The sequence below is a fragment of the Hydrogeniiclostridium mannosilyticum genome (assembly GCF_003268275.1).
In the GTDB taxonomy this organism is placed as follows: domain Bacteria; phylum Bacillota; class Clostridia; order Oscillospirales; family Acutalibacteraceae; genus Hydrogeniiclostridium; species Hydrogeniiclostridium mannosilyticum.
In genome coordinates, this window is the sequence record NZ_QLYR01000001.1 from 572,300 (window position 1) to 595,554 (window position 23,255).

The window sequence follows — 23,255 nt, forward strand, 5'->3', positions numbered from 1 at the left end:
AAAAACAGGTAAGAGCACAAAGGCCCTTACCTGTTTTTTATTCAATCATTTTCACTCCGGCAACGGCTGTCCGTTCCCCTCCATGCAGCTTCTTTTTATATTCCCCAGCACCCAAACGCTTGCCGGAATCAGAAAAGCCGACGCCATTAGCCAGGCGAACGGACCGGCGAGGCACGCAGCTGTAAAGCCAAAAAGCGGCACCGCCACCAGCCCCGCAAGGCTGCGGGCCGCCATCTCACAAACCCCGGCAAAGACCGCCACTTTACTGTAGCCAATGCCCTGAAGCAGAAACCGCAGGATGTTGACAAACGGCACCATCCAGTAAAAGGCCCCTGTAATTAGTAAATACCGGTAGGCATAGTCAATAATCTGCGCCTCGGCGGTCTCTACGAACATTGAGGCCAGCGGGCGTCCAAAAAGCAAAACCACAATAAAGGCGGCTATGCCGTAGATTATTCCCATTACAATGGCCGAGCGCAGTCCTGGCCCCAACCGGCGTATTTTGCCTGCTCCAATATTCTGCCCTCCATAAGTGGACATCGCCACCCCCATTGCTTCGTAGGCCGTTGTAAAAAGCATCGATATTTTCGATCCAGCCGTAACCGCCGCCACTGCCACAGAGCCCAGTGCGTTGACCGAGCTTTGCAGCAGAATGCTGCCGATAGCCGTAATCGAGGTTTGCAGGCCCATGGGAATCCCCATGCCAGCCAAGCGCCCAAGATAAGCGGGGCGCGGCCTCAGATCCTCCCTTTTAATATGGAGAAGCTCAAATCTTTTGCCAATAAAAACAAAGCAGGCTGCTCCCGCAATAAATTGAGATGCCACCGTCGCAATTGCCGCACCGGATACGCCGAGCGGTAAGACAACCACTAAAAGTAAATCCAGCCCAATATTGAGCACTGCTGCCAAAACCAGAAAAAATACCGGTGTTTTGCTGTCGCCCAGTGCCCGCAGCAGACTGGCCAGGATATTATAGAAAAAGGTCGCCGGAATCCCCGCAAAAATAATCACGATATACCGGTAAGCATCGTCAATAATATCCGGCGGCGTGCTCATTGCCAGCAGCATGGGCCTGCAAAGCGCCACGGTCAAAGCCACCAGCAGCACCGAAAAGCCCACCGCAAGCCAAACGATATTGCCGACAAAACGGCGCAATTCGTCCGTTTCCTTCGCGCCGAAGCGCTGTGCCACCGGAATGGCAAAGCCTGCGCATAGACCCAGACAGAAGCCGATGATCAAAAAATTCAGCGAACTTGTGGAACCCACTGCTGCCAGCGGGTTCTTGCCCAGATAGCGCCCCACTATCACAGCGTCAACCATTGAATAAAACTGCTGAAACAGGTTGCCCAACATTAGGGGCAGCGCAAACCGGACGATTAGCTTAGCCGGGGAGCCGGCCGTCATATCCTTTACCATAGCCTACCTTCTCAATATCTGCCATCAAATTTCTTAAAAGTAATCTGCCCAAACAACGCCCTGGCGGCCCTCCAAGGAGGGCCCCCGGGCGCTCACCTTTGGGATGATAATGGTTCTTTACAGGAACTCTGCCAGCCCCTAATTTTATCTTCACAAAAAGAAAGGGCCTGAAGGCGCCTGGCCCTCTTCCCTTTCTTCAAACTATTTTATTATATAACGAAAATCGCTTTTATTCAACTGTAAATCCGCATATGGCCTTTTTATGCAACGGCTTCTATTCTTATAACCTTTCGGCCATGGAACGCATTTTCTCCGCCTCTTCTTCCGACACCTCTGCGCTGTAGCGCGCCTTTTCATATAACCGCCGGAATCCTTCGCGCTCCGGAATATCAGCCAGCCGGGCCTGCTCGACCTGCTCGGACGGCGTCAGCGCGGGCGAGAGCTTCTGCTTCGCCGGCAGCCTCGCATGGAGCTTTTTTCGATAAACCCGTCTTATACGTGCTGCGGGGTCGCGGCCCGCTGCCTTTGGCGCCCGCATATTTTCGCGTTCCGCCGCATCTTTTTTCATAAACGGCAAAACGAACTCCCTCTGCTCTGTACGGCCCTCGGGAATCTCATAAAAATGTTTATAAAAACGGTAAATAATATAAGCGATTACCGCGATAATTATTGCAACCAACGCCACCACGGCAAGCGCCAGAAAAATTTGTTGCAGCAGCACCGCTAGCCAGCTCGCCTCTACATTTTCCCCCATCAAGGCTGATCCCTGTGAAAAATGATTTTCCGGTGGGGGGATTTCGACAGGCTGCTGCTCCCCAAACGAAAAAAAGGAAAACAACCAGCGCAAAAAACGTTTCAGGGCCCCGCCCAGTCCTGCCAGAAAACCACCTGCCGGAATTAGGGAAAATAAAAGCATAATACCAGCCGTTAGCAATAAATAAAGGGCCGTCATTCCACCGCCTACCGCACGAATCTGCTTTTGCGGTAAATAGGCTTTCTCAGCCATATCCGAAATTAGGCCATCTGTCGCACTCAAAGAATCATAGAGAAATTTTAACAATACATAGGCGAATACTCCGTAAAACAGCGACCGTGCGGTCGTTTCCTCCAATGCGCTGAGAAAAATAAAAACTCCAGCCATCAGGCCCAGCTTAATCCAGCCGGGTTCCAGGCAGTTTTCCAGGCCCGGAGCCAGCCGCAGCAACAGCATAGCCAGGCAGGCAATGCCGCTCCAAAATGCGGCCATCCATCCCCCCAGGAATAAAGCCGCCACTATGGAACAAACAGCCGCACCGCACCAGCCCGCTACAAACTGCCAGAATTTTTTGCCGGCCGCCCAGGCCAGACGGCACAAAAGGGCTGGCAAAAGCAGCAGGCAAAAGGACAAAAACAGGTTTTTCCCCGTTTGTTTAAACAACGCGAGCTGTAAAAGCTGAACGGCATAGAGCAGAAGAGCCCACCCCGCTGCCTCTATTAGCACCCGCAAGCCTGCAAAGCTCATTTGCTTTTTCATATGCGGGCCTCCACTTCAAAATAATATTGCTTCACACCGGGCAGCTCAAGCCGCCGCTGCATCTCCGGGTGCAGTGGCACAATCCACTGAGGCGTTCCGCCGCCGGTTCCACATTGCCGGGCCGCCGCCTGTAATTGCTTATTCTGGCTTGTGGAAATCAAAACCCAAAAATCACTGCGTTCAAATTGAAAATTTCTCATCATCCTTGCGAAATCCTGCTGGCCCTTTCCCAATTCTATACGTGCCAGCAGGCGCTTACAGTGCAGCGCATGAGCGCTGCCGGTGCCAAACATGCTTTGAACCGGGTTCTCACTCTCCGCATCCCGTGCATTGGAGAGGAAGCGCACCGGAACTCCGCGTGCACAAAACCATTCCGTCAGACTTCTGACAATACGGATGCTCTCTTCCTGCAGCGCACGGTAGACATGGGTTCCCTCTGTTTCCAGGTTTAAAAGCAGCGTCACGCGCTGCTGGCTGGTGTCCTGATATTGGTTAACCTTCAATTCTCCTGTTTTTGCCGTCGCGGCCCAGTTGATCCTTTTCATGCCGTCTGCCGGTACATAATCCCGTATACCACGAAACTCAAACGGATCCTCATATAAAAACCGCCGTGTCAGGCACTGCCCCATCATTTGGTTAAAGGGAATTTCCAGCCCCTTTAAGGCGCTTCGCTGCGGGTAAACATAAAGCTCCGCTCTACAGCTCCGCCCCTCTGATAAAAGCTGCGGGTGCAGCAGGTTTGCGGGAACCAGGTCTATTTTTGAAATGGTATAATACCCTCTTCTCTTGCAGGCGACCTCCATTTTCCGGGTAATTCTTTGATAAGGCAGCATGCAGAAAACATCGCTGCGGTAGGAAAGGTCTGTCGTGCTTGTATTTTTACTGTCCAAAAAACAAAGCTCCCGGTTCACCCGGAACTTAATTTCTAACGCAGGTAACGGAAGGATTTTCCTGTTTGTCACAACCTCTGTCAAACGGCACTGTTCCCCCTCCGTCACCGCCTGCTGGTCAAACGAAACCTGTACCCGCAGCCCGCGGTTCCACACACGCTTCCAGATCAGGCGCTGAAAAAACAGGACGATGAGCGCCGCCGCAATTACTAATAGAACGCTCACGACCGTTTTCCCCAATCCTCAGTCGGCACCGGAAGCTCTCCGACGATGGAGCGAACCAACTGCTCAGCCTCGCCGCTCTCGGCAGCGCCTCCCTGCAAAACCAGCCGATGCGCCAGGGCTGGGACCGCCAGCTCCTTAATATCCTCCGGCGTTACAAAATCCCGCCCCCGCACAAGGGCCAAAGCCTGTGAACACCGCAGCAATGCCAAAGTTCCGCGAGGGCTGACGCCGCCCGATATTTTTTGATGGCCGCGAGTTTTTGAAACGATTTGCTGGATATAATGAAGCAAATCCGTATGGATGTGGATCTGCGGGCATGCTTCGCGCAAGGCTACTATCTCATTTCCAGAGCATACAGGCTCCAGGCATCGAAGCGGATCCTGCCGCAAAAAACGCTCCAAAATTTGGTATTCCTCTTCATCGGACGGAAGTCCCAGCGACAATTTCAATAAAAAGCGATCCATTTGTGCCTCTGGGAGCGGAAAAGTGCCTGTCGTTTCTACAGGATTCTGCGTCGCAATTACAAAAAAGGGCTCCTCTAGCTCTCTCGTAACGCCATCTACCGTAACCTGATGTTCCTCCATACATTCCAGTAAGCTGGACTGTGTTCGCGGCGTGGCGCGATTGATTTCATCCGCCAGTAAAATATTACAGAATACCGGGCCCGGATGAAAAACAAAACGCTCGCTTTTGCGGTCAAAAATATTGAGTCCAGTAATATCTGAGGGCAGTAAATCCGGCGTAAACTGGATTCTGCCGAACGTTGCCGAGACAGAACGAGCCAGCGCCTTTGCCATCATTGTTTTACCTGTACCGGGCAAATCCTCAAGCAGCACATGCCCCCCTGCCACTAAGGCCGACAAAATATATTCGGTTGCACGTTCACGCCCTACCAGCACTGCGGCGACATTTTGCTTCAGAGCCTCTATGCGCTCCTCCAAACTTTTTATCATCGCTTTATCCAAAATATAAGCTCCTCTCCCGTAAAATCCATTTAAAATAAATATATCTTACCATTTAATAAAACGATTTTCAATAAAAATCTCATATCATACCGTCCTTTTTCAAAAAAGCTTCCCCAACCCAACCGTATAAACAAAAAATAAAAAGGCCTCCGCAGCTTATTCATGCTTCGTGGCCCGGTAAAATTTTCATTTTAAAAAAGGCAAAAAAAACGATGAGGCTAAAACCTCATCGTTTTTTATTGAAGATCAAAATAGGTTAATTATTTAACCTCGACTTCAGCGCCAGCCTCAGTCAGCTTTGCCTTGATAGACTCGGCGTCGTCTTTGGAAACGCCTTCCTTAACCGGCTTCGGAGCCTCGTCAACAACAGCCTTAGCCTCTTTCAGGCCGAGGCCGGTGATCTCGCGGACAACCTTGATGACCTGAATCTTGTTAGCGCCAGCGGACTTCAGGACTACGTCAAACTCGGTCTTCTCTTCAGCGGCAGGAGCAGCAGCAGCGCCAGCCGGAGCGGCAGCAACAGCAACCGGAGCAGCAGCGGACACGCCGAACTCCTCTTCGAGAGCCTTAACCAGCTCAGACAGCTCCAGAACGGTAAGCGCTTTGACATCTTCAATCAGCTTTACAACTTTATCAGACATTGTAATAAACCTCCAAAATAAATTTTAAATAAATAATTCTTAGGCTTCCGCGCCTTGCTTTTCAGCAATGGCATTCAATGCTACAACCAGACCTGTCAGGGTAGCATTCAAAACAGAAACAAACCCGGAGATTGGTGCATTCAAGCCGCCCAGGGCCTTTGCAACCAAAACCTCTTTCGGCGGCAGAGAAGCCAGTTCCTTTACGCCGTCGGCGTCCAAGGCCTTTCCCTCTACAAAGCCAGCCTTTACCTCAAAGCTCGGATTCTTCTCTGCATAAGCAGAAAGAATCTTCGCACAGGCAACATAATCCTCTGTGTTTGTCGCAATAGCGGTTGTTCCTTCCAGAACACCGTCCAGGCCTTCCAGACCCGCGTCATCCAGCGCACGCTTCAGCAGCGTATTCTTAACAACCTTGTACTCGCTGCCGGACTCTCTCAGCTCTTTACGAAGCTTTGTGTCGTCCGCCACAGTGATACCCTTGTAGTTTACGATGACACCGGTGCAGGAAGCCTTCAGACGCTCTGCAATTTCGGCAACCTGCTGCTTCTTTGCTTCCAGAATTTTCTCACTTGGCAATTGATTTCACCTCCATCACTCAAATACCAACGCATTGCATTTGGACTTCGACTGATGAACCCTCATCCATAAAAAACACCCTTCCCGCATACCGCGAGAAGGGTGCAACAACACATCAATGTATGAAGTCGCCTCTATCCTCGGCAGGCAGGGAAAACCCTATTATGCAAACGCGCCTGCTGTCTTTGAATAAAGAACAGCATATTTATTTTACCATAAGAATATCAGCCTGTCAAGTCTACAGCGGCAGTTATCCGCCAACCCTTGTCGGATTGATACGCACACCGGGGCCCATGGTGCAGGCAACAACGCAGGAACGCACATACTGGCCCTTGCTAGCGGCGGGCTTCGCCTTAATGATTGCCCCCAACAGCGCATCAAAGTTCTGCTGAAGCTTTTCTGTACCGAAGGACACCTTGCCAATGGTGCAGTGAATAATGTTGGTTTTATCCAAGCGGTACTCAATTTTACCCGCCTTGGCCTCGGCAACAGCCTTGCCAATTTCGCGGGTAACTGTACCGGCCTTCGGGTTCGGCATCAAACCGCGGGGGCCGAGGATTTTACCAAGACGGCCGACAAGGCCCATCATGTCCGGCGTAGTGATCAGAATATCAAAATCCATCCAGTTTTCCGTCTGGATTTTCTGAATCATCTCTTCAGCGCCGACAAACTCAGCACCGGCTTCTTCAGCCTCTTTTGCCGCATCGCCCTTGCAGATTGCCAGCACACGCACGGATTTACCGGTGCCGTTCGGCAGAACGATTGCGCCGCGGACCTGCTGGTCGGCATGGCGGCTGTCAACGCCGAGCTTTACGTGAATTTCAACCGTCTCGTCAAATTTAGCCGTTCCGGTCTTTACGCAGAGATCGAGCGCTTCATTAACATCATAAAGTTTGCTGCGGTCAACAAGCTTTGCGCTGTCGACATATTTCTTACCATGTTTCATTGGATTTCCTCCCTATAAGTGGTAAAATCGGATCTGTTCCTCCCACTTGGGTGAATCAGTCTACGACTTCGACGCCCATGCTGCGTGCGGTACCCGCAACCATGCTCATGGCACTTTCTAAGCTCGCCGCATTCAGATCAGGCATTTTTTGTTCTGCGATCTTTTGAACCTGCTCACGGGTAATCTTTGCTACCTTCGTCTTATTCGGGGCCCCGGAACCGCTTTCGATGTTGCAGGCCTTTTTAATCAGAACTGCCGCGGGGGGAGTTTTGGTAACAAAGGTAAACGAACGGTCGGCATACACCGTAATAATAACCGGGATAATAAGACCCACGTCATTTTTAGTCCGCTCATTAAATTCCTTTGTAAAAGCCATAATGTTCACGCCGTGCTGACCAAGAGCCGGTCCAACAGGCGGCGCCGGTGTTGCTTTGCCGGCCGGGATCTGGAGCTTAATCAAGCCCGTTACCTTTTGAGCCATTTTCTTTGCACCTCCAAAATTCGTGGTAAATGGCGGAACCGAAGAAAACGGTTCCTCCCACAGGGGACGTCGTCCCTCCAATAATAAGCGGTTGCCCGCATATTAACTAAAGTGATCGCCGGATGATCCTTATAAATTACCCGGTATTCCTTATCCGACCAGCTCAGCCTGCATAAGCTCAAGCTCTACAGGCGTCTCACGGCCGAACATAGACACCATAACGCGGACGCGGTTTTTCTCCTCGTCGACTTCTTCCACCGTGCCAACAAAGCCTTCCAGCGGACCGTCGATAATCTGCACAGAGTCTCCCACCGCATAGGCAACCTCAACCGACTTAGTCTCTACGCCGAGCTTGGCCACTTCCTCGTCGGAAAGCGGAATCGGCTTTGAAGACGGGCCAACAAACCCCGTACAGCCGCGGATATTGCGGACAACATACCACGATTCGTCGGTCAGCACCATTTTTACCAGCACATAGCCGGGAAAAATTTTGCGCTCGACTTCCCGTTTTTTATTGTCCTTAATCTCGGTTACCGTTTCGGTCGGCACGCGGATCTCCTGGATCAAGTCGCCCATGGAACGGTTTTCCACCGTTTTTTCCAGGTTTGAAGCTACTTTATTCTCATAGCCGGAATAGGTATGAACAACATACCATTTTCCTTCCTCAGGCATTATAAGATTCCTCCGCTCTTTCCGCTAATGCGGATTTCAAGATTAGCAGTAAACGCACTGCTTGGAAACTGCACCCGGCCAACAGCGCCCGAAGGCCCCGTTATACCGCGCTGACGTCCATAATCAGCGCCAGCAGGCGGACCAGCACAAAATCCAGTCCAAAGATAAAAATCCCAATGACAATAATCGCTGCCAAAACAATGCCGGTGTTCTTAAACACAGACTTCGGGGTAGGCCATACGATCTTTTTAACCTCGTTTTTTACATCGCCCAGGAATTTCGTTATTTTCTTCCAGGCTCTGACCAAAACGTTAGGCTTTTTTGCCGTTGACTCAGCCATTCTTCAGCGTCCTCCTGTCCGGATTACTTTGTCTCCCTGTGCAGCGTGTGTTTTCTGCAGAAGCGGCAATACTTATTCATTTCAAGCCGATCCGGGTCGTTTTTCTTGTTTTTCATCGTGTTGTAATTGCGCTGTTTGCACTCCGTGCAAGCTAAAACCACTTTCACTCTCATGACGGCACCTCCCGTTTTACGGAAAAAATTTAGATCCTAATTGGGGATCTCAGCCTCCCTCTAAAAGGGGACAAAAAAATAACCCCTTTTACTGAGGTGAGATAAGTATAACACATCTCCGGCCTTCTGTCAAGTTTTTTCATGATAAAGGGCCCGCTCTCTCATTTTCAAGGGAGCAGTGCCATTTCTCCATGGATTTTATTTTCGAAAGGAAATGGGGCCGATGCGTTTCCGCCGGCCGGAAAGCCCTTGGCCGGGCGGCGGCCAGAGCGAACAGCGCCTCTAGTCTCTTCGGCCCCGTTTCCCGCTTATCTTTTTTTATTCTGATTCCGGTACTCCAGCGCGTCCGCCACCACCTTGGACTGCTTTTTCACCTTTTCCGGCTTTACCTTTTTTCCCTTCATCTTCAGGCCTGCCTTATACCCCTTGGCCATATCCTCGGTAAAATGCGGGGCGAGTTTTTCCTGAACGGCGGCAGGCTCCAGCGAATTGAGCAGAATAATGGTCAAAATGGAACGAACATCCATGTCCCCGTTTTCATAAAGCTCATTGAATATGCCGGCCAGTTTTTCAACCTGCTCCGGCGTCCCCGAGGCGAGAAGCCCCTGCACAACAGGAACAACCTCTTCGCGGGCAAAGGCAACATTGCGGATATCTCCGTATTTGACGCGCTCCTCCAGCATCTTCCCCTTCAGAGAGGGCTCCAGGTTCACCAGCCTATTAAAAAAGAACACTGGATCCGGGTTATTTTCCTCATCCTTGCGGCGGCGTTTCTTGGCAGTCTGTAGCGCGGCCACACGTTTTGGGCCCTGAATGGTATTTGCGAAATCAGCCGCAATGTCCGCCGCCGTCGCCATGTCGTTTTCCGCGGGGTCATACAGCCACACAGAAAGCGACCGCCAAGAAGAAACCGCCCCCTCCTCGTCTGCTGTGCCGCTGCGCAGCTCGAACCGCTTTTTTTGCGTGTCGAACAGCACGCTGTAGCGCAGGTTTTCATTTGCGTAATAAGCGGCCGGGCCCTTGTCCTCCGTGCCGTTTTCCAGTCGGGTAAACTCCTGCTCCCGCAGGGCCTCGCCTACCTTTTCCGCGATGAGCTCAAATGCTTTTTGATCCAATTTTTATCACTCCGTTTTATTTCCAAAGCAGCCGCTTATGGACTTCTTTACACGCTCGTTCAAAAGATTCTGACCGAATAGGTAGCTTTATTATACTACATAATTTAAGCTTTGTCACCATACTATTTAGTAAATGTTGCGATTGCGCCCTTCCATGAAATATGGTATGATTAAAATTCAATTATAATAGGTTATTTTTTACATCTGAAGCCATACAGTTTCAGCATATGGCGGCAATTCCCACTATGCATAAAATAACGGCGGCCCGCCGCCTATGCCAGGCGTTTTTGAAAGATGGGCATAGCCTGCCGCCCTAAAATATGAGGTTTGATTTTGGAGGTACTTTATGAAAAAAAGAGTCGCTGTATTATTTGGAGGCTGTTCTTCCGAGCACGAGGTTTCCTTGCTTTCCGCCAGCGCCATTCTCCGCAACCTGTCGTCTGAGCGCTATGAGGTGCTCCGCGTCGGCATTACAAAGGAAGGCGCCTGGTACCTGACGCCCGCCACTCCGGATCAGATCGCTTCCGGTGAATGGGCCTCCCTTGCTGGAAACCGCACCGCGTTTCTTTCTCCCGACCGCAGTTTTCACGGCATCATCGCCGCAGCTGAAGACAACCGCTGTGAAGAGCCCGCCACCGTATCCATGCAGTGCCTGCCGGTAGACGTTGTTTTTCCGGTTCTGCACGGCAAAAACGGTGAGGACGGTACCATTCAGGGCCTGCTGGACCTGGCCGGTATTCCCTATGTAGGCTGTGGGACCCTGGCCTCCGCCATGTGCATGGACAAGGCCGTGACCCACACCATCCTTCGCTCCGCCGGTATCCACCAGGCAGATTATCTGTGGTTCTATATCTCCAGCTATGAGCGGGACCCGGGCACCATCCGCGGCAAAGTACGTGACCGGTTGGGCTACCCCGTCTTTGTCAAGCCCGCCAACGCCGGCTCCTCCGTGGGGGTCAGCAAGGTCCGCTGCGAGGAGGAACTGGATGCCGCGATCAAGCGCGCGGCGCATGAAGACGGCAAGGTGGTTGTTGAAGAGGCTATTGCCGGCCAGGAAGTGGAGTGCGCCGTTTTGGGCAACGCCTCCCCGGAGGCTACCATCGTTGGAGAAATTTCTTCCTCTGCTGATTTCTACGACTATGACGACAAGTATGTCAACGGCACCTCCCGTCTGTATATTCCGGCCCGTGTCTCCAAGGAGGTCAGCAACCAAATCCGCGAAACCGCGGCAAGGGCCTATCGAATGCTCGGCTGCACCGGTCTTGCCCGCGTGGATTTCTTCGTCCGCAACGGTGAAGAAGTCATTCTCAATGAGCTCAACACCATGCCTGGCTTTACCAGCATCAGCATGTATCCCAAGCTCTGGGAGGCTGTGGGGAAAAGCTTCAGCACCCTGGCAGACGACCTGATTGCGCTGGCTTTTGAGCGCCATGGAACCGGCGCCTGAGCTTAAAAAATTAAAATAAAAGGAAACTTGTTTATGCAAGAAAATTATTTAATCTCCATCATCGGCCGCCAGAACGTAGACGGCGAGCTTGGAGAAGTCCGTGTTACCACGGTCGGCGATTATATCAAAAAAAACGGTAAACAGTATATCGTCTATAAGGAATACGACGAAAATCAGACCAGACCAAGAACCTCTATCCTTAAAGTGGAAAAGGATAAAATGACGATGATCCGCGGCGATGATGACCGCACCCGGTTAATTCTGGAAAACGGCAAGCGCCACCTGTGCCAGTACGATACCGGCTTCGGCACCATGACCATCGGCGTGTTTACCCAGAGCCTGCTTAACGAGCTCCACGAAAAAGGCGGCGTGCTGAAGGCCTCTTATACACTGGATGTAAACGCCAATCTGTCCAGCTACAACGAAATCGCCATCTCTGTCAAGGAAACCGGCCTCAAACAAAACGAGCAGGAAGAGCAGGCGCTCAAAACCAAAAAACCAATTCGGCTGAAGGCACGCATCCGGCAGGCTCCCGGCGAACAAAATGAGGAACCCGCCGGGCAGTAACGGCTCCCATAGGGACCGGGAATATTAAAAACCACGAAACACGAAAGGCGTGAACAGACACATATGTCCAAATTAGTTCAAAAAGCAACCGACGACTTAAAGCAGGCGATTGCTGCCGCTGTAAATACCGCCATTCAGGCAGGCACGCTGCCTGAGGCCCCACTGCCGGCGTTCACACTGGAGGTACCGGCAGACCGGTCACACGGGGACTGGGCCGCCAACATCGCCATGGCAGGCGCGCGGGCCTTCAAATGCGCGCCCAGGAAAATTGCAGAGGCAATTACCGCAAACATCGACCTTGCCTCCTCCTATTTTGACCGCGTGGAAATTGCCGGCCCCGGGTTCTTGAATTTTTATTTGAAGCCGCAGTTCTATACGGATATCCTGCGCGATGTCGCCGCCCTGGGCAGCCGTTATGGGCACAGCGACTTCGGCAAAAAGGAGCGCATTATGGTGGAGTTCGTCTCCGCCAACCCCACCGGCCCCATGCATATGGGCAACGCGCGCGGCGGCGCCACCGGCGACTGCCTGGCCGCCGTGCTGGACTGCGCCGGCTACGATGTGTGGCGTGAGTTTTACGTCAACGATGCCGGAAACCAAATTGAAAAATTCGGCATATCCCTGGAGGCCCGCTACTTGCAGATTTTTCAGGGCGAGGAAAACGTGAAATTTCCGGAGGACGGCTACCACGGCGACGATATCCGGGAACATGCCCGGCAGTACGCCGGCGCCTACGGCGACTGCCTGCTCCGGGTAAGCGCTGAGGAACGCCGCAAGGCCTTGGTGGACTATGCCCTGCCTAAAAACATTGCCAAAATGAAAACCGACATGGATAAGTACCGGATTCACTATGACGAATGGTTCCTCGAAAGCCGCCTTCATAAGGACGGCGAGCTGGAAGAGGTCATCCGGATTTTACAGGATAAAGGCCTTACCTATGAGAGCGAGGGCGCTCTTTGGTATAAAGCCACTAAATTCGGAGGAGAAAAGGACGAGGTTCTCAGGCGCCAAAATGGCAACCCCACTTACTTTCTTGCCGACATTGCCTACCACCGCAACAAATTTGAGAAGCGCGGCTTTTCCCGCTGTATCGACGTCTGGGGCGCGGATCACCACGGCCATGTCGCCCGGATGAAGGGCGCTATGGATGCAATCGGCCTTGACGGGGACAAGCTCGACATCGTTTTAATTCAACTGGTGCGCCTGGTCCGCGGCAGCGAGGTCGTGCGTATGAGCAAGCGGACCGGAAAGGCCATCCAGCTTGCCGATTTGCTGGACGAGGTCCCCGTTGATGCCGCCCGTTTTCTCTTCAATATGCGGGAGGCCTCCTCACAAATGGATTTTGACCTTGACTTGGCGGTTCAGCAGGATTCTCAAAACCCGGTTTATTACGTGCAATACGCTCACGCGCGCATTTGCAGCCTCTTTAAAAAGCTGGGCGTGCAGAACCCCTGCGCCGCAGATTGCACGGATGAGGAGCTGGCCCTGCTGACCGCACCGGAAGAACTGGAGCTGATCCGCCATATTTCCGCGTTTACCAATGAAATCATTGGCGCCGCGCAGGATTACAACCCGGCCCGCATCACGCACTACGTCATTATGCTGGCCAACCTCTTCCACCGTTTTTACACCGCCTGCCGGATCCGCGGTGAGGAGGAGCATCTGGCAAAAGCACGGCTTGCGCTCTGCGCCGCCGTTCGGACGGTTATCCGCAATGTTTTGCTGATGTTTAACATTGATGCCCCCGAATCCATGTAAATACCGTATTTTTTCAAGAGAGGTTCGATATGACGGATTTCACTTGCAGCACGCCGCTGCTGCTGGGCGGCGTCAATGAGTTTCAGCTGCGGTATGCCGGTATGCCGGAAAACGCCAGCCCTGCCTGCTGGGCCGCACAGCGCCCCTCCGTTTTGCATACCTTATTTGAAAACGCCCTGCAAGCAGGCGCAACGCTGCTGTGCGCGCCCACCGATTCTGCCGGCCTTCACGACCTGGCGGCATTGGGCTTGGAGGATCAATTTGAAGCTATCAACACCTCCTTGGTTGAAGAAGCAAAAAAAGCGGCCGCCCCTTACGCAGTCCCCGCAGGCGCCAGCCTCTCCCCATCGGGTTCCCAGCTGCCGCCGCAGGGCAATGCTGATTTTGATGACGATATCTACCAATTTTACCGCCGCCAGGTCCGTGTACTCAAGCGGGCCGGTGCGGAGTTCATTGTGCTGGACCGGCAATGCGCCCTCGCGGACATGCGCGCGGCGGTTTTAGCCTGCCGCACGACCGGTTTGCCGGTTTTGGCCTTGGTTGAAGCAGACAGCAAGGGAGAAACCGCCACCGGCAGCTCGCTGCTTTCCTGCCTGATCACTCTGCAGTCAATGGGGGCGGCGGGCGTTGGCCTCGCCGCCGCTCAAGCGGAAGAGGGCATGCATACGCTGCTGAAGGCCGCTCCACATGCGGCAGTGCCGCTTGCCGCCCCGGTCACCGAGGCCCTGGGGGGAGAAGGCGGTGCGCCGGCTCTTTCTAGGCAGCTGGCCCTATTGGTACAACAGGGCGTCCGTATTTTTGATGCCCGGCGCTGTAATAACCCGGAGCTTATACGGGAGCTTGCCCAATGTTTCCCGCTGCTGCCTCCGCTATCCCCCTTGGAGGAACCGGACCCCGACTGTTATGCCGTTGCTGTGGAGGGCGAAGTATTTTTTCTCGGTGACAATTTTGTCTACAGCGACCCGCTCCCCTGCACCAGTCATTTGGCAGACGATTTGATCGACCTGGAGGACGAGAGCATCAATACTGCTTTAGTAGAAGTGGAGGATCTCTCCGAAGCACTGATATTGGCTGAAGCCGCGCTGCTTTCACGGCTTCCCATCGCCGTGCGCTGCACCTCCCTCCCAGTCCTGGACGCCGCCGTGCGCTATTTTCAAGGGCGGCTCATCATTGACACCGACTGTCCCCTGGAAGAAGAGGAATTGACTCCCTTTGTGGGTAAATATGGCGCGATCCTTTACTGAAACCCTTCCCCGCGCGACAGTATGGACCCGCTTTGGCAGCCTTTAAACCGCGGTTTACCAAGGAAAAAAGAGAAAAGGTGTGTTTCCAAATGTGGAAACACACCTTTTCTCTTATGCTTAACAAAAGCCTTACTCCACTGAAGGCCGGATAAGGCTCTGGTGATAATAGGTAAACTTAACGAAAGCAGGTAAGCCCGCAGCCATGGGACAGAGCCTTACAGCGTGCCGAAAATACGGTCGCCCGCGTCGCCCAGGCCGGGGACAATATAGCCTACCTCATTCAGCTTTTCATCTACCGCCGCGCAATAAACATGCACATCAGGGTGCACCTCTGTAAAGGCCTTGATTCCCTCCGGCGCCGCAATAATGCACATAAACTTAATGCTCTTGGGGCAGCTGCGCTTGATAATGGAAATAGCATCAATGGCTGAGCCGCCGGTCGCCAGCATCGGATCCAGTACAATGACATCGCGCTCCTTGATATCGGAAGGAAGCTTGCTGTAATACTCAACGGGCTGGAGGGTTTCGTGGTCACGATAAAGACCGATGTGCCCGACCTTAGCCGCCGGCACCAGGGCCAGCACACCGTCCACCATACCCAGGCCGGCACGGAGAATCGGGACAAACGCGAGTTTTCGTCCGGCAATCACCTGAGTGGTCGCCATGCCCATGGGGGTTTCGATCTGCGTGTCCTCAAGGGGAAGGTCGCGCGTCGCCTCATAGCATTCAAGCATGGCAATCTCGCTTACCAGCTCACGAAACTCCTTGGATCCCGTTGTTTTGTTCCGCAGATGCGTCAGCTTGTGCTGAATCAGCGGGTGATTCATGACGAATACCTGATTCTCCATGTCAAAATCCTCCTAAATAATAAATCAAAAAATATTTATAAGAAGCTGAAAAAACGCTCCAAAGAAATTCTGAGCTTTACAGGGTTCCATTTTCAATTTCCGCAATCTGGTTTACACGGCGCTCGTGGCGTCCGCCGTCAAAGGGTGTTGCTAAATAGATCCTCGTCAGCTCCACTGCCTGCTCCGGGGTAATTACCCGCCCGCCCATGCACAGGATATTAGAGTTATTGTGACGGCGGGTCATCTCTGCGCAAAATGCATCCGTGCAGACCGACGCGCGAATCCCCTTGACCTTGTTTGCGGCAATGCTCATGCCGATCCCTGTTCCGCAGCAGAGAATACCCTTTTCACTTTCACCGCCGGCCACACTACGCGCCACTTGGACGGCAACCGGCGCATAATCAATAGAATCCTCCGTCATGGTGCCAAAGTCCCTATAGGGAATCTGATTTTCCTCCAGATATTGCTTCACCGCATTTTTCAATGCCAGCCCGCCATGGTCGCAACCTAACGCTATCATCCGCTCAATCCCTTCTCTGTTCTTCACTGTTTCAGGCAGCCTACCCCCTGCGTCTCAGCCCTTTTCACCGGTCTGCCTGTGCCGCAGCTCCCGTTCGGCCTGTGGAAGGCGCAGGTACAGAGGCAGCAGCTCCGCAGCAGCAACGGCTTGTCCCCGCGCAAAAGCGGCCGCCGCCGCCTTCGCCACACCGCTCGCATGCTGTTGGCGAAGGGGCTCTTCCAACAAAAAGGGGGTAAAAGCTTTAAATTCCGTCTTATTATAACACATTTGGGCGCCATCGCCAACCAGAAAAATCTGCTTCTTCTGTTTCCGGCACAAACAGGCCATCTCTTCCGCTGGCAGGGCGGCATCCTCTGTCAGCCGTGTAACGCGACCGCCTCCAACCTCAAACAAGGCCCCGTAGACCTGCCCGCAGCGGGCATCCATCAGGCAGCAGGCGATGCCGTCCAGCTGTCCGGCATTATAGGCCATTGCCTCCAGCGTAGATACGCCCACACACGGCTTGCTCTGTGCCAGCGCTAAGCCCTTGACAGCCGAGACGCCGATGCGTACCCCGGTAAACGACCCCGGCCCCGCGGAAACCGCGAACAAGCCGATATCCTGTAGCGCTACCTGTGTGCAGGCAAGCAGTTGTTCCGCCATCGGCAGCAGTGTCTGGCTGTGCGTCAGCTTCACATTCATATAAAATTCCCCCAACAGGCAGCCGTCTTCCATCAGAGCCACCGATGCCGCCGTCGCGGTAGAATCCATTGCTAAGATCTTCATAGCTCTAACCCTTCTATTTCAATTTCCCGGTCATTCTCGCCGTTTCCCCGCTTAAAAATAATTTTCACCGTATTTTCAGGAAGCGCCTCTTCAATATTCTCGCTCCACTCAATCACCAATACTCCGCCCGTCTCCAAATAATCGAAAAAGCCGGTGGAATACAGATCGTCCCAGGAAGTTACGCGGTACATGTCAAAATGGTACAGCGGCAAGCGCCCTGCATATTCATTTACCAGTGCAAAGGTAGGGCTGGAGACAGGCTCCTGTACATCCAAGCCACGTGCAAGCCCACGCGTAAACGCCGTTTTCCCCATACCCATGCCGCCGAACAGGGCCAGAACCTCGCCGCCCTTCAGCTGCCGGGCCAGGTGCTCGCCCAGCAGCTCCGTCTCCCGGGGAGAAGTAGTGGTCATCTTCATGTGTCCACCTCAGAACAGGCCTGAAACGGCGCCCTTGCCGTCCACATCAATCTTCTCAGCCGCCGGTACGCTGGGCAGGCCCGGCATCGTCATAATGTCGCCCGCGTAGGCGACTACAAAGCCCGCGCCGCTGCTCAACCTCAGGTCGCGTATAGTAATTTCAAAGCCCCTCGGGCGTCCCAACAGCGCGGCATTATCAGAGAGGGAATACTGTGTCTTGGCAATACAGACCGGCAGTGCGTCGCCCCCCAGGCTGCGGATATTCTCCAGGGACCTCTTTGCCGCCGCCGTATAAGCAACACCGTCCGCACCGTAAATATTTTTTGCAATGGCCTCAAGCTTTGCTTCAATGGGAATATCATCCGGGTACAGACAGGAAAAGCCGGTGGATTGTCCAGCCTGCTCAGCCGCCGCGACTACCTTACGGGCGAGGTCCATTCCTCCGTCGCCGCCCTTGGCAAACACCTCAGAAAGCGCGTAGGGAACCCCCATCTCTTCACAGCAGCGGTCGATAACCGCAAGCTCCGCCGCTGTGTCCGTGTGGAAGCGGTTGATTGCCACTACCACCGGAACCCCGTATTTGCGCATATTTTCCACATGTGCCTGTAGGTTGACGATCCCTTTTTCCAGAGCAGGCACATTTTCCTCCTGCAAATCGGCCTTTGAAACGCCGCCGTTGTATTTCAGCGCACGCACGGTTGCAACCACCACTACGCAGCTGGGCTTTAGCCCGGCCAAACGGCATTTGATGTCCAGGAACTTCTCTGCGCCCAGGTCTGAGCCGAAGCCCGCCTCCGTGATGCAATAGTCGCCCAGCTTCAGCGCCAGCCGTGTCGCCCGCACAGAATTACAGCCGTGCGCAATATTGGCAAATGGGCCGCCGTGCATAATAACCGGCGTATTTTCCATCGTCTGCACCAAATTGGGCAAGACCGCCTCGCGCATCAAAGCAGCCATTGCTCCCTCTGCCTTCAAATCCCGCGCATAGACGGGCTTGCGGTCGTAGGTATAGGCCACCAGCATACGGCCAAAACGCTGCTTGAGGTCCTCCAGGTCGGAGGCCAGGCACAAAATCGCCATGACCTCCGTTGCGACGGTAATGACAAAGCCATCCTCACGCGGCACACCATTCAAAGGGCCACCCAGCCCGACAACCACATTGCGCAGCGCCCGGTCGTTCATATCCATGCAGCGGCGAACCAGGACCCTGCGCGGGTCGATGCCCAAAGCATTCCCCTGCTGGATATGGTTGTCCAAAAGAGCGCAAAGCAGATTATTGGCTGCTGTAATGGCGTGCATATCCCCTGTAAAATGAAGGTTGATATCCTCCATGGGCAGCACCTGCGCATAGCCGCCGCCTGCAGCGCCGCCCTTAATGCCGAACACCGGCCCCAGGGATGGCTCGCGCAGCGCCAATACCGCCTTTTTCCCAATTTTCGCCATTGCCTCGCCCAAACCTGCCGTGGTGGTCGTCTTTCCTTCACCGGCAGGCGTGGGGTTGATTGCCGTCACCAGAACCAGCTTCCCATCCGCCCGGTCCTGTAAGCGCTCAATTAAACGCTCGTTCAGCTTCGCCTTATACCGTCCATAGGGCTCCAGCTCATCCTCCTGTATACCCAGCTCGCGGGCAATATCCGCAATCGGTTTCAGCTTGGCCTGCTGGGCCAATTCAATATCGCTTAACATACCTAAATTCATCCCTCTCCGTTTTTAGTTTTGCCATGCCGTTCTACCCGGGGGCTATCTCGCGGCGGAAGCCCGCCCTCTTCTCTCAGCGGTCCGGGCGACCGCTCTCATCCCGGCATACCGCAGCCACAGCGGCCGCAAGGCTTTCTATAGCCATTATAACACAAGAGCGCCCGATTAAAAAGACAGAAATCGCTTTTCAAAATCAAAGCCGCCATAAAATCGCCGGGCGGCTCCGCCGTTCGTGCTTTACCGGCTCCGCCCGGGGAATTACGCGGCCCCAGGCGTAACCCTCATCCCCCTGAGCCCGGCGCCTATTACGCCTAACGGACGTAAAAAATCCGCCTTACCGGCAGCGATAAAGCGGATTACGGTTAAATACGCCCGTCAGCGCGTAACATTTTTCAGCCAGACACGCGTCTTATAGCGCCAGGTGGTAAACGGAACCTTGAGGACCTCGTCGCTCATCAGTATGATATAAACGACCGGTACGCTCCACTTCAGCACAAAGGCCGCGATTGCACCCAAGAGAATGGAGCAGCACCACATACTGATTACATCCAGCGCCAGGCCAAAGCGCGTGTCGCCCCCAGCACGGAAAACGCCCACCACCATCGTGGTGTTATAGGCCTGCCCAATGACAAAATAGGACATGACCAGCATCATCATGGAAAGGTACCCCTCCGCCTCGGGAGACAGTGTCATACTTGCCATGACGATTGGCCGGACAATCAGCACCACCACAGCGCCGGCTACACCGGCAAGCAACGTCAGCTTGGTAAAACGGGCACCGTAGTTTTTGGCCCGCTCCACATCGCCCGCACCAATCGCCTTGCCTATCATAATCGCCGCCGCATTGGCAATACCGAAGGCCACAACCGTCGCCAGCTGGCGGGTTACCTGCGCCACGGAATTTGCGGCGGTAGCGGCGCTGCCCAGGTGCCCGATGACCGCTGAGTTCATAGAAGCGCCCGCGCCCCACATCAGCTCATTGAGCACTACCGGGATCGAATAACGCAGGAAGTCACGAAATAAAAATCCATCCCTGACAAACAGGTCTGATATGCGGAACCGGATCGTACGGTTCATCTTTTTAGAGTAGAACAGCACAATCGCCAGCTCCACAAAGCGCGCAATCATCGTCGCCAGCGCCGCGCCCATAATGCCCATCGCCGGTAGGCCAAACAGGCCGAAAATAAACACGGCGTTCAAAATAACATTAGTAACCAGCGAGATTAAGTAAACAACGGTGGAAATCACCACGCGTTCCACGCTGCGCATGATGTTTAGATATATTGTCGTGATTGAAATCGGAATATAAGCCACCGCAACGATGCGCAGATATTTACAGCCCTCCGAGATCACCTCCGGCTCAGAGGTATAAATACTCATCAGCACCTCAGGTATCAGCCACGCCGCCAGCGTAAAGGCCAGCCCGACCATCAGCGAGAAGCGCATGGCAATTCCCATGACCTTTTCTATGGTGCGGGTATCGCCCTTCCCCCAATACTGAGCCGTCAGCACCGCCGCCCCGGAAGTCAGCCCAAAAAACACCAGCGTCATGATAAACTGCACCTGGCCTGCCAGCGAGGCCGCCGAAAGCACCGTTTCTCCCACCTGCCCTAGCATGATAACGTCTGCCGAGGACACCCCCACGTTGATGAGATTTTGCAGTGCCATTGGCAAAACCAACGCGACAACCGTTTTGTAAAAGGCCCTGTTGCCGGCCTTTTTCAATGGATTATGACTCACTTGCTACCTTCCTTTTCCCTTTTGTTTATAGGTCGCCATTCCTTAAACTACAGAAACCATGCGCCCCCATAAAGGCCCTGCCTTTGTGAACGGGTAATCTCAGCGCCGGACATGAGCACATATCCCCTGTGCACCGCCGAAATCCGCCGGGCATGATTTGCCGCCTGAAGTATAACTAAATAGCACTATACCATAATCAAAAAGGCGGTGCAAGGCTAACATAAATATTCTAAAAGAATTTGATAATCTTTTATCAGTGTCTCCTTTGTACAGCCCCGGCAATTTGCCGGACTGGGCGAGGGCAAATAAAAGGCGGGCAGCCCTGTGCTGGGCAGGCAAAGGCGCCGGTAGAGGCCGGCCGCCTTTTTCCCCGTGGTAAAAACTGCCCGAACCGCGCTTTTTTCCAGCAGCCCTGCAATATCGTTTGGCACGGGATCGCGGATGGTGCTGTCCCCCGCCCCCTCAATCCGGCATGCATGCAGCACATCCCACAGGGCAATATGGTGGCGCAGGGCAAAGTCCTTTTTGTCCGCGGCGGCAGCTGGAATCGGTTCTGCGAAAAGCGCCGCCAAAACGGGCCAAAACCGGTTCTGTGGGTGGGCATAGTAAAAGCCCGCCTCCCGTGATTTCGGCGAGGGCATAGTCCCCAGGATTAAAACACGGGAGCTGCTGTCGTACACCGGAGCCAGCGTATGCGTAACATAGGAATACAAAACTGCTCTTTCCCCCTAACCTACAGCGCGCTCTATAGCAGCAATAACGGTTTCAATGGCCTTTACCCTGGCAAACTTTTTATCATTGGATTCAATGATATGCCAAGGAGCAAACTGTGTGCTTGTCTTCGCCAGCATCTCGTCCACCGCCGCCTCATAGGCAGGCCATTTTTCGCGGTTGCGCCAGTCCTCGTCGGTGAGCTTCCACCGCTTTTCCGGGGTGTTCTGGCGCTCGGTAAAACGTTCCAGCTGGGTCTCGGGGTCGATGTGCAGCCAAAATTTGACGACCACCGCCCCCCAATCCGTCAGCTCTTTTTCAAACTCGTTAATTTCCTGGTAGGCCCGCCGCCACTCCTCCTGGCTGCACAGTCCCTCTACCCGCTCTACCATAACACGCCCGTACCAGCTGCGGTCAAATACCGTGACATGGCCTGTTTTGGGCAGATGCGTCCAAAAGCGCCACAAATAATGGCGCGATTTCTCGTGCGGCTCCGGCGCAGCAATGGGAACCACCTCATAGCCGCGGGCGTCAAGCGCCCCGGCCAGACGCTTGATATTACCGCCCTTGCCTGCTGCATCCCACCCCTCATAGACAATAACCACCGGCACCTTCTTGCGGTAGATGCGGTTGTGCAGCTCACGCAGACGCTCCTGCCCACTTTTGAGGCGCACCTCATATTCTTTTTCGGAAAGCGCCTTACCCAGGTCCACCTCTGCCAGCAGCCCCGCCTTCTTCATGGGAAAAGCCTCCTCTAGCGGCTGAGGCCGGACAGCCGCACCCTTCACCGCGCCGTCAATGCCGCCGGTCAACAGCTTCAGCACCGCCAGCTCCGCCTGTCTAATATCTGTTCCGTCCACAACATGCCACGGGGCAAACGGCACATTGGTTCTTTCCATAAAGCGTTCCAGCTCTTTTTTGGTCTTGTCATAATGCTTATTCTGCCAGAGGTCTTCCTCATTCACCCGCCAGCGGGTGTTTTTATCCTCCCGCAGGAGGTCCAGCCGTTTTCCCTGTTCTTTTTCAGAAATATTCAAAAAGATCTTGAACAGCAAATAGCCATTGACGGCTAATTGGCGCTCAAAGGCCATAATGGAGGTCAGGCGCGCCGCGTAATCCTCATTATCCAGACTGCCGGATAAATGCGCGCGAACGCTGTCCTCCATCCAGCCGGAATCCATCAGGACAATTTTTCCAGCCTCTGGGATTTTAGTAAAATAACGCCACAAATAGGGACGCCGCTCTTCGCCCTCGGTGGTTTTGCTCTTTGCATAAACATGATAAAACCGTGGGTCCAGGCTTTTGACCACCCGGCTGAGTACAGCCCCCTTCCCGGCGCCGCTCCAGCCCTCCAGCAAAATAAGCACCGGGAGCCTATGCTCCTTCAGCAGCAGCTGCTGCTCAGCCAAAAGCTCGCGCAGCTTTTTCAGCTCCAGCTTTTCACGTCCGTCTCCGTTTGACTGATTTCTCTTTTCTTTCGCCATGCTATGAAGTCCCACCTTTTTATTTTATTCCCCGGAACAAGCTGTTCCCACCGGTTAGCGTACCCCGTTTATTCCCTCACAGTCTGCCGGCCGGGCTCATT

At 53.7% G+C, this 23,255-nt stretch carries 24 protein-coding genes and 1 other annotated feature; of the genes, 4 read left to right on the forward strand and 20 right to left on the reverse strand.

Annotation, left to right across the window (positions count from 1 at the left end; translation table 11 throughout):
• Nucleotides 1-51: 51 nt before the first annotated feature.
• From DPQ25_RS02680 to DPQ25_RS02735, 12 genes are all read right to left on the reverse strand, one after another.
• The gene (locus tag DPQ25_RS02680; protein ID WP_112331623.1) at nucleotides 52-1,416 is read right to left on the reverse strand and encodes an MATE family efflux transporter; all 1,365 of its coding nucleotides are present in this window, start codon (nucleotides 1,414-1,416) and stop codon (nucleotides 52-54) included.
• A 280-nt stretch (nucleotides 1,417-1,696) separates the two neighbouring features.
• A complete protein-coding gene (locus DPQ25_RS02685) occupies nucleotides 1,697-2,929 on the reverse strand; it encodes a hypothetical protein (protein ID WP_112331624.1) in 1,233 nt (410 codons plus the stop codon).
• Nucleotides 2,926-4,044 (reverse strand): DUF58 domain-containing protein, encoded by a 1,119-nt coding sequence (locus tag DPQ25_RS02690; RefSeq protein ID WP_112331625.1) that lies wholly within the window; start codon nucleotides 4,042-4,044, stop codon nucleotides 2,926-2,928. Before DPQ25_RS02690 ends, DPQ25_RS02685 begins: the two co-directional genes overlap by 4 nt.
• Nucleotides 4,041-5,009 (reverse strand): AAA family ATPase, encoded by a 969-nt coding sequence (locus tag DPQ25_RS02695; RefSeq protein WP_330409832.1) that lies wholly within the window; start codon nucleotides 5,007-5,009, stop codon nucleotides 4,041-4,043. The genes DPQ25_RS02690 and DPQ25_RS02695 overlap by 4 nt, the downstream gene beginning before the upstream one ends.
• Before the next feature lie 260 nt (nucleotides 5,010-5,269).
• Entirely contained in the window at nucleotides 5,270-5,650 is a 381-nt protein-coding gene (rplL, locus tag DPQ25_RS02700; RefSeq protein ID WP_112331626.1) for a 50S ribosomal protein L7/L12, read from the reverse strand.
• 39 nt (nucleotides 5,651-5,689) lie between these two features.
• Nucleotides 5,690-6,226, reverse strand: coding sequence for a 50S ribosomal protein L10 (gene rplJ / locus DPQ25_RS02705; RefSeq protein ID WP_112331627.1), 537 nt, complete (start codon nucleotides 6,224-6,226; stop codon nucleotides 5,690-5,692).
• A 62-nt stretch (nucleotides 6,227-6,288) separates the two neighbouring features.
• Nucleotides 6,289-6,433, reverse strand: a sequence feature (ribosomal protein L10 leader region).
• Nucleotides 6,434-6,476: 43 nt separating this feature from the next.
• The gene (gene rplA, locus DPQ25_RS02710) at nucleotides 6,477-7,172 is read right to left on the reverse strand and encodes a 50S ribosomal protein L1 (protein WP_112331628.1); all 696 of its coding nucleotides are present in this window, start codon (nucleotides 7,170-7,172) and stop codon (nucleotides 6,477-6,479) included.
• Nucleotides 7,173-7,227: 55 nt separating this feature from the next.
• The gene (gene rplK, locus DPQ25_RS02715) at nucleotides 7,228-7,653 is read right to left on the reverse strand and encodes a 50S ribosomal protein L11 (RefSeq protein WP_112331629.1); all 426 of its coding nucleotides are present in this window, start codon (nucleotides 7,651-7,653) and stop codon (nucleotides 7,228-7,230) included.
• 150 nt (nucleotides 7,654-7,803) lie between these two features.
• Nucleotides 7,804-8,325 (reverse strand): transcription termination/antitermination protein NusG, encoded by a 522-nt coding sequence (nusG, locus tag DPQ25_RS02720; protein ID WP_112331630.1) that lies wholly within the window; start codon nucleotides 8,323-8,325, stop codon nucleotides 7,804-7,806.
• Between the two features lie 100 nt (nucleotides 8,326-8,425).
• The gene (gene secE / locus DPQ25_RS02725) at nucleotides 8,426-8,665 is read right to left on the reverse strand and encodes a preprotein translocase subunit SecE (RefSeq protein WP_112331631.1); all 240 of its coding nucleotides are present in this window, start codon (nucleotides 8,663-8,665) and stop codon (nucleotides 8,426-8,428) included.
• Nucleotides 8,666-8,688: 23 nt separating this feature from the next.
• Nucleotides 8,689-8,838, reverse strand: coding sequence for a 50S ribosomal protein L33 (gene rpmG / locus DPQ25_RS02730; protein ID WP_112331632.1), 150 nt, complete (start codon nucleotides 8,836-8,838; stop codon nucleotides 8,689-8,691).
• Nucleotides 8,839-9,146: 308 nt separating this feature from the next.
• On the reverse strand, nucleotides 9,147-9,953 hold the full coding sequence (locus DPQ25_RS02735) for a DUF7674 family protein (protein WP_112331633.1): 807 nt from the start codon (nucleotides 9,951-9,953) through the stop codon (nucleotides 9,147-9,149).
• A 346-nt stretch (nucleotides 9,954-10,299) separates the two neighbouring features.
• Here DPQ25_RS02735 and DPQ25_RS02740 point away from each other — a divergent pair, with 346 nt between their 5' ends.
• The 4 genes from DPQ25_RS02740 (at nucleotide 10,300) to DPQ25_RS02755 (ending at nucleotide 14,969) form a co-directional block, all read left to right on the forward strand.
• Nucleotides 10,300-11,400: a D-alanine--D-alanine ligase family protein gene (locus DPQ25_RS02740; protein ID WP_112331634.1), complete on the forward strand. Its 1,101-nt coding sequence runs from the start codon at nucleotides 10,300-10,302 to the stop codon at nucleotides 11,398-11,400.
• Nucleotides 11,401-11,433: 33 nt separating this feature from the next.
• Entirely contained in the window at nucleotides 11,434-11,967 is a 534-nt protein-coding gene (locus DPQ25_RS02745; protein WP_112331635.1) for a DUF1934 domain-containing protein, read from the forward strand.
• Between the two features lie 63 nt (nucleotides 11,968-12,030).
• The gene (argS, locus tag DPQ25_RS02750) at nucleotides 12,031-13,725 is read left to right on the forward strand and encodes an arginine--tRNA ligase (RefSeq protein ID WP_112331636.1); all 1,695 of its coding nucleotides are present in this window, start codon (nucleotides 12,031-12,033) and stop codon (nucleotides 13,723-13,725) included.
• Nucleotides 13,726-13,754: 29 nt separating this feature from the next.
• Nucleotides 13,755-14,969: a homocysteine S-methyltransferase family protein gene (locus DPQ25_RS02755; protein WP_112331637.1), complete on the forward strand. Its 1,215-nt coding sequence runs from the start codon at nucleotides 13,755-13,757 to the stop codon at nucleotides 14,967-14,969.
• 215 nt (nucleotides 14,970-15,184) lie between these two features.
• Here DPQ25_RS02755 and upp read toward each other — a convergent pair whose 3' ends face one another.
• The 8 genes from upp to pap form a co-directional block, all read right to left on the reverse strand.
• Nucleotides 15,185-15,817, reverse strand: a complete 633-nt coding sequence (gene upp / locus DPQ25_RS02760) for a uracil phosphoribosyltransferase (RefSeq protein ID WP_112331638.1) — start codon at nucleotides 15,815-15,817, stop codon at nucleotides 15,185-15,187.
• A gap of 76 nt (nucleotides 15,818-15,893) precedes the next feature.
• Nucleotides 15,894-16,337 carry a ribose 5-phosphate isomerase B gene (rpiB, locus tag DPQ25_RS02765; RefSeq protein WP_112331639.1) on the reverse strand — a complete coding sequence of 148 codons (444 nt, stop codon included), beginning with the start codon at nucleotides 16,335-16,337 and terminating at the stop codon, nucleotides 15,894-15,896.
• A gap of 54 nt (nucleotides 16,338-16,391) precedes the next feature.
• The gene (gene tsaB / locus DPQ25_RS02770) at nucleotides 16,392-17,102 is read right to left on the reverse strand and encodes a tRNA (adenosine(37)-N6)-threonylcarbamoyltransferase complex dimerization subunit type 1 TsaB (protein ID WP_112331640.1); all 711 of its coding nucleotides are present in this window, start codon (nucleotides 17,100-17,102) and stop codon (nucleotides 16,392-16,394) included.
• Nucleotides 17,099-17,521, reverse strand: coding sequence for a tRNA (adenosine(37)-N6)-threonylcarbamoyltransferase complex ATPase subunit type 1 TsaE (gene tsaE / locus DPQ25_RS02775; protein ID WP_112331641.1), 423 nt, complete (start codon nucleotides 17,519-17,521; stop codon nucleotides 17,099-17,101). The genes tsaB and tsaE overlap by 4 nt, the downstream gene beginning before the upstream one ends.
• A 9-nt stretch (nucleotides 17,522-17,530) precedes the next feature.
• Complete coding sequence (locus DPQ25_RS02780; protein ID WP_112331642.1) at nucleotides 17,531-19,207, reverse strand: formate--tetrahydrofolate ligase; 1,677 nt, start codon at nucleotides 19,205-19,207, stop codon at nucleotides 17,531-17,533.
• Nucleotides 19,208-19,594: 387 nt separating this feature from the next.
• On the reverse strand, nucleotides 19,595-20,887 hold the full coding sequence (locus DPQ25_RS02785) for an MATE family efflux transporter (RefSeq protein ID WP_112332016.1): 1,293 nt from the start codon (nucleotides 20,885-20,887) through the stop codon (nucleotides 19,595-19,597).
• A gap of 287 nt (nucleotides 20,888-21,174) precedes the next feature.
• The gene (locus DPQ25_RS02790) at nucleotides 21,175-21,672 is read right to left on the reverse strand and encodes a DNA-deoxyinosine glycosylase (RefSeq protein WP_112331643.1); all 498 of its coding nucleotides are present in this window, start codon (nucleotides 21,670-21,672) and stop codon (nucleotides 21,175-21,177) included.
• Between the two features lie 15 nt (nucleotides 21,673-21,687).
• Nucleotides 21,688-23,154 carry a polyphosphate:AMP phosphotransferase gene (gene pap, locus DPQ25_RS02795; protein WP_112331644.1) on the reverse strand — a complete coding sequence of 489 codons (1,467 nt, stop codon included), beginning with the start codon at nucleotides 23,152-23,154 and terminating at the stop codon, nucleotides 21,688-21,690.
• Between the last annotated feature and the right edge of the window lie 101 nt (nucleotides 23,155-23,255).

Excerpts from the sequence above, each read along its gene's own strand:
- nusG (WP_112331630.1), bottom strand. The coding sequence starts at position 8,325 with ATGCCTGAGGAAGGAAAATGGTATGTTGTTCATACCTATTCCGGCTAT.
- tsaE (WP_112331641.1), bottom strand. The coding sequence starts at position 17,521 with ATGAAGATGACCACTACTTCTCCCCGGGAGACGGAGCTGCTGGGCGAG.
- rplL (WP_112331626.1), bottom strand. The coding sequence starts at position 5,650 with ATGTCTGATAAAGTTGTAAAGCTGATTGAAGATGTCAAAGCGCTTACC.
- pap (WP_112331644.1), bottom strand. The coding sequence starts at position 23,154 with ATGGCGAAAGAAAAGAGAAATCAGTCAAACGGAGACGGACGTGAAAAG.
- tsaB (WP_112331640.1), bottom strand. The coding sequence starts at position 17,102 with ATGAAGATCTTAGCAATGGATTCTACCGCGACGGCGGCATCGGTGGCT.
- DPQ25_RS02780 (WP_112331642.1), bottom strand. The coding sequence starts at position 19,207 with ATGTTAAGCGATATTGAATTGGCCCAGCAGGCCAAGCTGAAACCGATT.
- DPQ25_RS02785 (WP_112332016.1), bottom strand. The coding sequence starts at position 20,887 with ATGGCACTGCAAAATCTCATCAACGTGGGGGTGTCCTCGGCAGACGTT.
- rpmG (WP_112331632.1), bottom strand. The coding sequence starts at position 8,838 with ATGAGAGTGAAAGTGGTTTTAGCTTGCACGGAGTGCAAACAGCGCAAT.
- DPQ25_RS02685 (WP_112331624.1), bottom strand. The coding sequence starts at position 2,929 with ATGAAAAAGCAAATGAGCTTTGCAGGCTTGCGGGTGCTAATAGAGGCA.
- DPQ25_RS02755 (WP_112331637.1), top strand. The coding sequence starts at position 13,755 with ATGACGGATTTCACTTGCAGCACGCCGCTGCTGCTGGGCGGCGTCAAT.
- DPQ25_RS02745 (WP_112331635.1), top strand. The coding sequence starts at position 11,434 with ATGCAAGAAAATTATTTAATCTCCATCATCGGCCGCCAGAACGTAGAC.
- rpiB (WP_112331639.1), bottom strand. The coding sequence starts at position 16,337 with ATGATAGCGTTAGGTTGCGACCATGGCGGGCTGGCATTGAAAAATGCG.
- DPQ25_RS02740 (WP_112331634.1), top strand. The coding sequence starts at position 10,300 with ATGAAAAAAAGAGTCGCTGTATTATTTGGAGGCTGTTCTTCCGAGCAC.
- DPQ25_RS02680 (WP_112331623.1), bottom strand. The coding sequence starts at position 1,416 with ATGGTAAAGGATATGACGGCCGGCTCCCCGGCTAAGCTAATCGTCCGG.
- argS (WP_112331636.1), top strand. The coding sequence starts at position 12,031 with ATGTCCAAATTAGTTCAAAAAGCAACCGACGACTTAAAGCAGGCGATT.
- rplK (WP_112331629.1), bottom strand. The coding sequence starts at position 7,653 with ATGGCTCAAAAGGTAACGGGCTTGATTAAGCTCCAGATCCCGGCCGGC.
- rplA (WP_112331628.1), bottom strand. The coding sequence starts at position 7,172 with ATGAAACATGGTAAGAAATATGTCGACAGCGCAAAGCTTGTTGACCGC.
- secE (WP_112331631.1), bottom strand. The coding sequence starts at position 8,665 with ATGGCTGAGTCAACGGCAAAAAAGCCTAACGTTTTGGTCAGAGCCTGG.
- upp (WP_112331638.1), bottom strand. The coding sequence starts at position 15,817 with ATGGAGAATCAGGTATTCGTCATGAATCACCCGCTGATTCAGCACAAG.